Here is a 10477-nt window from a genome sequence, read left to right as displayed (position 1 = left end):
ACACGTAGTATAGTTGTTTATTAATTACTTTGAATATAAGTTTTTTATCAAAGACCATTGCAAAGGCAGTGGCTGATACAAAAACACCTGTATTAAAGAGCGTAAGTATTGATAAAGTGAATGTAACCGCTGGGGAAAGTATAACGGTAAAAATAGATGCAGATGACGATTTGTCTGGAATATATGGTGCAAGTATATATTATACATCACCTTCAGGCAAAAATTATAAGAGCTATTCATTATATCCTAATAATAGTGAAAAACTAGAGTGTACTATACCAATAGATGGCAATGATGAAAAAGGTATATGGAAATTGAATAGTGTTTCATTAACAGATAAAGAAGGGAATACGGAATATGTAAATAATTCTGGAATAATGAATTCTGGAACACTGAAGGACCTAAGTACTGGTGATTTTAAGGTTGAACAAGCTATTAAACAGTTTGATATTAATGATGATAGTTCCATTGACATAAAAGATTTAGCTAATGTTGCTAAAGATTACAATGTAAAAAAATCTGATAGAACGTGGGACTCAGAATATGATTACAATGATGATGGCATAATTGACATATGTGATTTTGTAGTGCTTCTAAAAGAAGTAAAATAAGTAATATGAAAATTTGGGATACTTAGTTATAAAGTAAAGTCTGCGGTTATCTTTTCATTCCTCCTCATTTGTCTTTATTTTGTTCTCTATGCTTATTATCATATCCTTCAACTGTGTGGATGGCGGTAAATGGTGTTTGGTGAGTTATAACTAAATAATAAATCTGTCTCCTAGGTATACATGGATATGCCTTGTGAGACAGATTTTTTACTTATGTATTTTTAATTAGAAAATATAAAAATCATTTTTAATATTACTGCTAAGAGAGGAAATATTAAAAATAGATATTTTTGTTTTAACTTAGAAGTTATTTGTTTATTTCTAAAAATTTCGATTATAAACCATAAAGAGAATAAAATATATGCCGTACCGAAAGGAAGTATTAAATATCTATTGTTAGATTTAATTACGATAATCAGGGCTAAAATAACAAATATAGGTAATACATACTGTGAAATTTTAATTAAAGATGTAGAAGTGTTTTTTTTAATATCTCCGTACTGTGATAAAGTGTTTTTTACCTCCTCATAGTCAATTAGATAATAGGGTATTCCAATTGCTTTAGATTTATCATTAGTTCTTATAATCAAACCTTTATAAGTTATTTCCTCCATACCAGTAATATCACTGTATGCAATTTCTATAGTTGGAAGAGATAATTGCTTTTTTACTATTGAATTATCTGAAACTATTAATTCATAGGATAGAAGAGATTCTTTTTGTTTTTTTAGTGATTTTTGTATTGATATAGTTAATACTACAATTATTAAAATAAATACAATAAGAAGAGTTGATGTACTGGTTAAATTGTCTCCTGAACTCATGTATAGTACAGCAGCTAAAACTAAGATACATAAAGGTATTATTCGTAGTAATATTTTAGATATAGATTTATTAAGTCCTTCCGGCGATACTTTGTAAGTTTTCATTAATATTCCCCCAATACAATATTGTACAAATTTTTAAGACAATATATTTTAAACTTTTAAATAAAGTTATGATAATAAAACTAAAAAAATGAATTCATATAGTAAGTATCTAAAATCAACTATAGTGTCTTTGAAGATTTTACATCCTTTTAATAATTCTACCATAAGGAAATAACATATTAAAGTTAGTATCTAAATAAAAAGTTTAAGTCTTTGATTAATTTCAAAAGAAGACCAGATTTGTATTTTTAAATACAAATCTGGTCTTTATTAATTACCCCTGGGGTGTAAAAAATAGGATAATTGTAAAAATTTACACCCCAGGGGTGAAGAAAAGGGGTGAAGAAAATGGAAAAATGGGGTGATAAAACTTATCTCCAGCTAGTATCACTTAGACCGTAATTTGCGTCTAAATTAAGCGTAGATCCGTGAACAATTCCTTTACCATTAACTATGGCTAGTTCTCTTGCTCGTACATCATCTTTATTAATAGTTGAAGTATCTGCTACGGCGTTTGCAATAACTCCTAAAAGATTCTTTTCGGTGATATCAGGATTCTTTTGAACAGCAGCATCAATAATTTTTGAGGCGTCTGAGGTTATTCCACCATTTTGTGTTGCAATATCGAAGGCGAGAACAAATCCTCTTACTGTTTTCAAATTATACTTATCACAGATGAGCATGGCCTGTTTAACTGTATATACCTGTGCATCTGACTCAATATTTTTAAAGTCTTGGTTATTACATAAGTTAGTAAACTGTGTATGCCAAGGTTCAATAATGTTATTTGAGGAATCATTAATACTCTTAGCCCATTTGAGCTGATTTGCTGGGGTATCCAGTATCATATTGTGCAAAGCAGTATAGTTTGCTCCAAAAATACTCTTCATTTCGGCATTATGTTCTCTATCCATTCTATTGAGTAGAGGTTGAAGAGTATCTTGTCCTATACACCATTGAAGATATCCAAGAGATAAACCTGTGCCATCAAAGTTTCCAGTAACTTGACTAGAATTTTTAACTTCAAAGGTTTTAGTTATATTACTTGCTACATTAACTACATTATCTGGTGGAGAAGTATAGCGTTGTATATATGCATCAGATACGTAGGCATCAGCTATATAAGCAGTACCATTTTTATACACAAATTTGTCCCATTTGTTACCGCTGCTATCAGTTACAGTATCTAAAATATCAATTTGCTGGTAGTTATATAGAGTTCCCACAACACTGCCGTTTAAGCTTGGAGCTGATCTTACTTTAAGATCAATTTGTAGCTCTTGATTATAAACGTAGCCTTTCTTATTGTTAACAGTGACAGTACAATTTGCAGTTTTGCTACCATCGGCAGTGGTAGCCGTGATTGTAGCTGTTCCTGCACCAACAGCAGTTACTTTTCCTGTGTTATCTACTGTTGCTACAGAAATATTTGAAGATTTCCATGTTACAGATTTGTTTGCAGCGTTTGTTGGAGCTATAGTTGCTGTAAGGTTATCTGTATTTCCAACTGTCAAAGTATCTGTAGTTTTATTTAAGCTTATTGAAGATACGTTATTTATAAATTGTACTGGTGTCGGTGTACTACCATCTGTTGTTTTTACTATTCTAACTTCAATAGCTTCAATTCTCAAAGACTTACCATCTGTACCAGCTTCTTGTCCATTACTAACCCATGGTTGCCATCCTATATTTTGTACATGAGCTCTATACTGTACAGAATATCCTGGTAGATTTTCTAAAGCTATTTTTATAGCTTCAACTCTTAAAGATTTTCCATCCGTGCCACCTTCTGCATTATCTGATACTGGTGGTTGCCAACCTATACTCTGTACGTGCGTTTGGTAATTAATTTTAGCACCTGCTGGGGCGTTCAATAACCCAATTTTTAGTGCCTCTACTCTTAAGGATTGACCTTCTGTACCGGCTATTTGTCCGTTTTGTACTGGCTCTTGCCAACCAACATTCTGAACATGGCCTTGATACTGTACACCTACTGTAGTGTTATCTGATATTTTGACTAACTTAATTTCTACTGCTTCAACACGTAAAGACTTACCTGTAGTTCCTGCAACTTGTCCATCTGATACCCAATCCATCCAGCCTATATGTTGTACATGAACTCTATACTGTACAGAATATCCTGGCAAATTCTTTAATGATATTTTGATGGCTTCAACTCTTAACGATTTACCAACCGTACCTGCTTCTGCACCATCTTCTACGGCATTTTGCCATCCTATACTTTGAACATGAGTTTGATAATCTATTTTAGCTCCTGTTGGAGCATTTAATAAGTTAAGTTTTAATGTTTCAACTCTTAAAGATTTCCCATCTGTTCCCGCTTCAGCTCCATTTGAAACAGATTTTTGCCACCCAATATTTTGTACTTGTGCTTGATATTGAACTCCAACCTGATTAACAGTATCAGCTTTTACTATTGTAGTTGTTAAAGTTGGTATAAAACTTACAATAGCAGTCATTGATAGTGATATTATTATTTTTTTTATTGTCATAATATTATTTCCTCCGAACTAAAATTTATAGTATGGGAATAGCCATTAATAGCTTGTCTGTATTTTGGAAATACACGCTGAATGTCAGGGCTTGTCCTACATATATTAGCATTACCTTTAAATTGTCCATCTATAAGTATCTATACCGTCTATGGCGAAAGTCAAATTTATTGCTGATATTTTATTTTTATCCATATTTCCCCCTTTTTTTAAAAATGAATTGGTATTTTACACACATAATGTTAATTATAAGTATAGATTATCACAAAGTTATAACAATTTTATTAAAAAAAGGTTAAGATTTATACAGATTAATAACCTAAATGCTATTGCAAAAGCTATTGTTAAGGGCATAATTAGTAGTTTGGATTAAAAGAATAGTAGGTTATAAAAATTATTCTATTCAACAACAAAGTTTATGCAGCAACGGTATCAAAAAGCATAAAAGTAAATAACGAAAACAATATTTAACACATAATTTAAATAAATGTACATATTAATTTGTATATATAAAATAATTTACCATTAACTTTATATGTTACTTAAAATTTTACACTGAAGTTTGATTAACTATATTTTTACTTCTTGGCATTCTCTAGTAGATCTATTTTATTGTACAAGCACATACTTCATGAAAACATTTACAAAAATAAATCCAACTGTAAAAAAGAAAAAAATTACACCCCAGGGGTGAATAAATTAGTGCTTGTTCCTAAATGATTCCATGATAAGGATAGTTAGTGTATCTTGAGTAACGCATTTATAATGAAAGGGATGATAACGATTACTAAAGAATAATATAAACATATAAAATACGAATATACAATAGGAAAAGCTTGCGACAGATAATATTTCAATATGGAAGGGGAATAATTATGATAAGATTTTTGATACAAAATTCACCTATAATATGGTTAGTTTTTGGTATAGCCTTAATGTTATTTTTAAATATTAAATGTAAATTAAATAGTATGGTAGCTTTACTAATTGTGGCCATTTTAGTTGGTATTCTAGAGGGATTGCCACTGGATAAAGTAATTGGTTCCATTAAAAATGGGTTTGGTGGTACCTTAGGTACTTTAGCCATTATTGTAGCTTTCGGTAGTGTACTTGGGAAGTTTATGGTTGATTCTGGAGCAGCACAAAGAATTGCTACAACAGTCATAAATAAATTTGGTGTAAAATATGTACAATGGGGTATTTTATTGATAGGCTTTCTTTTTGGTATATCAATGTTCTACGAAGTGGCTTTTATGATATTAGCCCCACTTATTATTAGTATAGCTATAGAAGCAAAAGTACCTTATTTGCGTCTTGGAATTGCCATGGTAGCAGCAGCTACAACTGCTCATAGCACATTTCCACCTCAGCCGGGATCTGTAGCACTTATATCTGCATATCACGCTGATATGGGTATGGTATATATTTTAGGAATAATAGTTGTTATTCCAACTATTATAGCATCGGGAATTATTCTTCCAAAATTTCTAGGGAATTTAGAGCATCCAATTCCACCTTTGTTAAAAAAGCCCAAAGAATTTACTGAAGAAGAAATGCCTAAGTTTTGGGTAAGCTTAATAGTACCTCTTATTCCAGCAATTATAATTAGTAGCGCAACTATAATAAAAGTTTGGATAGATCCAAAAAGTATGCTTTTTAAAATTCTTAGTTTCTTTGGTAGTGCTGAAATCAGTATGTTAATAGCTGTAATTGTTGGCATATATGTATTTGGTATAAAACTAAATAAGAAGATGCCAGAGATTATGCAATCATTTTCCAGCGCTATTGAAGGTGTTGCTATGATTATTTTAATTATGGGTTCTGGGGGAGCCTTTAAGCAAATAATTTTGGATACAGGTTTAGGTAAATATATTGCTGTATTAATGCAAAACTCGTCAGCTTCTCCACTTATAATGGCATGGGCTATAACTGTTCTTTTAAGACTTGCTACCGGAACAGGCGCTGTTTCGGCTATTACAGCTGCTGGAATCGTTGGGCCTTTAGTAGGAACTTTTCACATAAATCCTGCACTGATGGTTTTAGCAACTGCTGCAGGAAGTAATACCTTATCTCATTTAAATGATGCGGCCTTTTGGCTTTTTAAGGGATACTTTAATCTTTCCATAAAAGACACCTTTAAGACTTGGGGACTTCTTGAATTAACTAACTCTGTAGTTCAATTGTGTATGGTATTAGTTTTGAGTATTTTTATTAGTTGAATTTGATTGGAAAATTTAGATGACGTAAAAAAATATCTATAAAAAGACCAGATTTGTATTTTTAAATACAAATCCGGTCTTTATTAATTACCCCTGGGGTGTAAAAAATAGGATAACTGTAAAAATTTACACCCCAGGGGTGATAAAAAATGGGGTGATAAAAAATGGGGTGATAAAAAAGGTTAATTCACCTTGGAAAAGGCTTGGTCTAAGTCTGCAATTAAATCCTCAGCTTTTTCTAGACCTATAGATAATCTTAGTGCCTCTGGAAAGGCGCCTGCTTTATTTCTATTTTCTACACTTAAAGAGCCGTGGGTTGCAACGCAGGGTTGAACCAGTAGGGATTTACTATCTCCTATGTTAGCAAGAAAACTGAATAGTTCTAAGCTATTTATAAACTTATTAATATCCTCTTGATCTCCTTTAAAGCCAAAAGTGAATATAGTACCATAACCATGAGAAAGATACTTTTCTGCTAGTTTATTGTTTCTATTTCCCTTTACACTGGGATAATTAACCCAGGACACCTTTGGATGGCCTGATAGATATTTTACTATTTTTTCTGTAGTTTTAACTTCTTCATTTATTCTTACTGATAGAGTTTCTATGCCTTGAAGTATTAAAAATGAATTAAAAGGGCTTATAGCTGCTCCAAAGTCACTTAAATATCTAAGTCTTATCCTTGTTGTAAAAACTGAGGTAGGCAGCAGCTCATATAAATTTTGGTTCTTAGCACCATAATCAGGTGCAGTAAAGTGAGGAAATTTACCATTTCCCCAATTGAATTTACCACTTTCAATAATTAATCCTCCGATTGCTGTTCCATGTCCACCTAATGCCTTTGTAGCAGAATGGACAACTATATCTGCTCCATACTGAATAGGATTTAGAAGATGGGGAGTAGGGAAGGTATTATCAATTATAAGGGGAATGTCATTCTCATGAGCTATTTTTGCAACCCCCTCTATATCCAGTACATTAATCAATGGATTTCCTACGGATTCAGCAAATATTGCTCTTGTATTAGGTGTAATAGCTTTTCTAAAGGAATCCAGATCGTAGGGGTCATCAATCCAGTTTACCTTTATGCCAAACTGAGGCAAAATATGATTAAAGAGATTGAAGGACCCAGAATATAAAGTGTTTACTGCTGCAATTTCGCCTCCACCTTCTGCTACATTGAGCAATGAATAAGTTATTGCTGCCATACCAGAAGCTACTGCCACTGCTGCAGTGCCTCCCTCTAGAGCTGCTATTCTTTTTTCAAGTACATCTGATGTAGGATTACCTATCCTAGTATAATAGAAACCACCTTCTTTAAGTGAATATAATTTTTCTAACCTGTCAGTATCTCCAAAATTAAAGGCAGTTGTCTGATAAATTGGCACAGATGAAGCATAATTGTGTTCTTTTGGATCATAACCTGCTCTTATCTGTAATGTTTCAAATCCGTATTCCTTATGTGACATTTATGTATTCACTCCTTTAAACAATGTAGTTTATAATTTTTCTAAATGTAAAGCTTTCTTTGGGCAGGTATTTACACATAACCCGCAGCCTACACATTTTGAATCATCCATATGAATAACGCCATCTATTTTTTCAAATACCTGTAATTGACACCTTTTAGTGCATATACCACAGTTTATGCATTTATCCTTGTCCATAACCGCAACATAAGTTACCAGCGGCCATTTGCCTTGAAGGCCTAGTTCCTTTGAAGCTCTTAGAGGATAACAACAGCAACTGCAACAATTACAAATAGCGCCTTTTTCTACTGAATGAATAAGTCCTTCTTTATCTGCATGTTTTAACAGTTCTACAGCTTCTTCCTTAGTTAATTTTTTACCATGACCTCTATCAGAAGAACTATTTAAACCACTGCCCATACTCATACATACATTTTTATCGAAACTGCAATTTCCAGTTATGGCTTTGCAGTCACAGGGCATAACATATATATCATTTTCTACAGTATTTAAATAGTCTATAGCTTCATTTAAAGGTAGTATTTTGTTGCCATTTTCAGCTATTTTCTCTAGGGAGCTATTTCTTTTAGCTTCTAAAAAGTCATTAAAGAGCCAATCTGCTATTTTAGTTCTATCTTCTGATTTTATACTGTGCCATTTATCTGCTTCAAAGGTTGCCATTTTATCAAGTCTATTAGCTAGGGAAGTGATTTTATATTTTATTATTTTCTCATCTATAACCTTATCGACTACAGCTGCTTTATAGGCATTATCCAGTAAAGCCTCTACAGGTTTTCCAAGGATAGTTTGAATTTCCTCTTTAGATAATAGTTTATTCTTAATAGCAGCTGTGAGGTCCAATTGATCCTCAGTATAAATTAAATTTAAATAGGGTATTACAATTTTAGGAATATCTAAAAGTTTTACAATATCAGTGTGTTTTGACATACATTTCTCCTTGTATTCATTTTATCTGATGGCTAGCCGCAGTAAAATTTTGCACCCTAGGGGTGTAAAATTTTACAGTTTTCCTATAATTTACACCCCTGGGGTGCTTCTGATGGGGTGCTTCTGAATTCTCCCTTTGCTTTCCTATCAGTAATTTTTTCTATAAACAACAATATCTGATTAGCTATTAAGGCCAGGCCGGCAGCCATGATGGTACCCCATAAAATTTTTATAATATAATTCATTCTCAGTCCATCAAATAATATAACGCCTAGTCCTCCAGCATTAACTACAGAGGCAATAGTTGCTATACCTATAGTTGATACAATGGCTATTCTTGTTCCACCAATTATTATAGGTGCAGCTAAAGGCAGTTGAATGTTTATAAATAATTGTCTTGAGTTTAATCCCATACCCTTTGCAGCTTCAATAATTGAAGGATCTATGGATTGAAAGGCAATAAGTATATTCCTTACAAGTATATATTGATTATATATTATGAGAACCACCACAGCCGTCTTTTCACCTAGACCTAAAACTGGAATTAAAAATGCAAACATTGCAAGGCTGGGTATTGAATACAATACTCCAAATAGGGATAATAAAACTATAGATGCCCATTTTGAACGTAAAACTAAAATTGCGAAGGTAATTGCAATAATTAAAGATATTGCAACACTTATTACTACCAGATGAACATGCTCTAATAACAATTGAAGCATATCCTCATAATTTTCAGATAGATATTTTATCAAAATCATCACCCGACTTCTCATAAATATCTTGTTTTTTCTCTGCAGATTTAATATTTAGCTGCTTCCAGTTTATTTTTCCTACAGCATGATGAGCATCATCTTCAACTATAACTGTCTTTACATTATTATTTAGAAAAACAGTTAATATATCATATAGACTCTCTTCTTTTTTTACTCTTATAGATTTAGGGCTTACTGGTAAATCTAAAGGAACCATAGCAAGTTCCGCCTTTAAATATTTTAATTTTTGAAGAGCATCCTCTGAAGAAACCAAACGGGAAACAAAATCATTTGCAGGGTTAAATAAAATATTGTAAGGAGTATCAAATTGCTGAATCTCACCTTTATTCATTACAATAACCTTGTCCCCAAGTTTAAAGGCTTCATTAACATCATGAGTTACAAAGACAATGGTCTTGTTAAGTTTCTTTTGTATATTAATTAATTCATCTTGAAGGTTCTGCCTTGTTATGGCATCAATAGCTCCAAAGGGTTCATCCATTAACATTATTTCAGGATCTGCAGCCATGGCTCTAGCTAGGCCAACTCTCTGCTGCTGACCTCCAGATAATTGTCTTGGATATCTTTTTCTGAAGTTATTTTCAGAAAGACCTACAAGATTCAACAAATAATCAATGCGTTCTGATATCTTTTTTTTATTCCAGTGTAGTATTTTAGGTACTGTTGCTATATTTTGTTCAATGGTCATGTGTGGAAATAATCCAATTTGCTGAATTACATAACCTATTTTTCTTCTATGGATGGCTATATCCAAGTTTTTAATATTCTCACCAAAGAACAATATCTCACCAGAAGTAGTTTCATATATTCTATTAATCATTTTCAATAATGTGGTTTTCCCAGAGCCAGAAGTTCCTAAAATAGTTACAAAGCTTCCTTTTTCAATATCTAAACTAACTTCTGAAACAGAATACTCTTTAGCCTTATTAAATTTTTTACTGACCTTTACGAATTTAATAGCTGTCTCTGCCAATATATTCACCTTCCTTTATTAAAAATCGTAGATTTTTAA

The 10477-nt window shown here is 32.3% G+C and carries 8 protein-coding genes; 2 read left to right on the top strand and 6 right to left on the bottom strand.

Annotation, left to right across the window (positions count from 1 at the left end; genetic code table 11):
• The first annotated feature begins 29 nt into the window (after positions 1–29).
• Positions 30–611: a hypothetical protein gene (locus tag RH99_RS02670; protein ID WP_010233650.1), complete on the top strand. Its 582-nt coding sequence runs from the start codon at positions 30–32 to the stop codon at positions 609–611.
• Between the two features lie 221 nt (positions 612–832).
• On the opposite strand, the gene RH99_RS02665 is transcribed toward RH99_RS02670, so the two are convergent.
• Both RH99_RS02665 and RH99_RS18455 read right to left on the bottom strand, forming a co-directional pair.
• Positions 833–1540: a hypothetical protein gene (locus RH99_RS02665; protein WP_026038371.1), complete on the bottom strand. Its 708-nt coding sequence runs from the start codon at positions 1538–1540 to the stop codon at positions 833–835.
• Positions 1541–1911: 371 nt separating this feature from the next.
• Positions 1912–4053, bottom strand: coding sequence for an Ig-like domain-containing protein (locus RH99_RS18455; RefSeq protein WP_010233649.1), 2142 nt, complete (start codon positions 4051–4053; stop codon positions 1912–1914).
• 875 nt (positions 4054–4928) lie between these two features.
• Here RH99_RS18455 and RH99_RS02645 point away from each other — a divergent pair.
• On the top strand, positions 4929–6272 hold the full coding sequence (locus RH99_RS02645; RefSeq protein WP_010233648.1) for a gluconate:H+ symporter: 1344 nt from the start codon (positions 4929–4931) through the stop codon (positions 6270–6272).
• A gap of 182 nt (positions 6273–6454) precedes the next feature.
• On the opposite strand, the gene RH99_RS02640 is transcribed toward RH99_RS02645, so the two are convergent.
• The 4 genes from RH99_RS02640 to RH99_RS02625 form a co-directional block, all read right to left on the bottom strand.
• A complete protein-coding gene (locus RH99_RS02640; protein WP_010233647.1) occupies positions 6455–7741 on the bottom strand; it encodes an O-acetylhomoserine aminocarboxypropyltransferase/cysteine synthase family protein in 1287 nt (428 codons plus the stop codon).
• Positions 7742–7771: 30 nt separating this feature from the next.
• Complete coding sequence (locus tag RH99_RS02635) at positions 7772–8689, bottom strand: 4Fe-4S binding protein (protein WP_010233646.1); 918 nt, start codon at positions 8687–8689, stop codon at positions 7772–7774.
• Positions 8690–8772: 83 nt separating this feature from the next.
• The gene (locus RH99_RS02630) at positions 8773–9450 is read right to left on the bottom strand and encodes an ABC transporter permease (RefSeq protein WP_010233645.1); all 678 of its coding nucleotides are present in this window, start codon (positions 9448–9450) and stop codon (positions 8773–8775) included.
• Positions 9425–10447, bottom strand: a complete 1023-nt coding sequence (locus tag RH99_RS02625; protein WP_373854696.1) for an ABC transporter ATP-binding protein — start codon at positions 10445–10447, stop codon at positions 9425–9427. The genes RH99_RS02630 and RH99_RS02625 overlap by 26 nt, the downstream gene beginning before the upstream one ends.
• Positions 10448–10477 lie beyond the last annotated feature (30 nt).

It is taken from the genome of Clostridium arbusti SL206 (genome assembly GCF_000246895.1).
GTDB classification, from domain to species: Bacteria; Bacillota; Clostridia; order Clostridiales; family Clostridiaceae; genus Clostridium_I; species Clostridium_I arbusti.
Note: the sequence above shows the minus strand (reverse complement) of the source record. Positions and strands in the feature narration are given on the sequence as shown.